Here is a 713-nt window from a genome sequence, read left to right as displayed (position 1 = left end):
TGGGAAAAAGAGAAGAAAAAAGGAAAGGGAGAAGAGAAGCCAGGGGAAACGCCCAAGAAGAAAAAAAGAAGAGAGGAAAGGAAGAGAAGGAAAGAAGAGGGAAGAGAAAGGAAGGGGGAGCCGGCGAAACAAAGAAAAAAAAAGAGGGGAAAGCAAGCGGGGGGGAGAGGGAAAGGAGGGGAAGGGGAGGAGAAGGGGAAGAGAAAAAAGAAAAAAGAGGGGAAAAAAAAAAGAAAGGGGGAGGGGAGAAAAAGGAAAAAAAAGAGGAAAGAAGGGGAAAAGGAAGGAAAAGAGAAGGGAAGAAAAAGAGAAAGAAGGGGAAGAAAGGGAAGGGGGGGAAGAAAAAAGAGGAGGGAAAGAAAAGAAAAAGGGGGGAAGAGAAAAAGAAAGGAAAAAAAAGAGAGGGGAGGAGAAAAGGGAGGAGGAGAGGGGAAAGAGAAGAAGGAGAAGAGGAGAAGGAGAAAGGGGGGGGGAAAAAAGGGGAGAAGGGAGGAAAGAGGGAGGGGGAGGGAGAAAAGAAGGGAAAGAAGGGAAGAAGGGAGGAAAAGAGGAGGAGGAAGGAGGAGGGAGGGAAAAAGGGGAGAGGAAGGAGGAAAGGGAGGGGAGGGGAAAAGGGAGAAGGGAGGGGGGAGAAGAAAGGAAGAGAAAAAAAAAGAGGGGAAGAGGGGAGAGGGGGGAAGGAGGGAGAAGAAAGGAAAAAGAGGAGAGAGGGG

Annotated in this window: 1 protein-coding gene; it reads left to right on the top strand. The window is 48.9% G+C overall.

All coding sequences use genetic code 11. The features are described from left to right. A partial coding sequence (locus HBO41_RS29945; protein WP_169988767.1) for a hypothetical protein occupies nt 1-713 on the top strand: 713 nt, incomplete at both ends.

It is taken from the genome of Pseudomonas sp. WS 5146 (assembly GCF_012985495.1).
GTDB classification, from domain to species: domain Bacteria; phylum Pseudomonadota; class Gammaproteobacteria; order Pseudomonadales; family Pseudomonadaceae; genus Aquipseudomonas; species Aquipseudomonas edaphica.
This window is presented reverse-complemented; position numbering and strand designations above follow the sequence as displayed.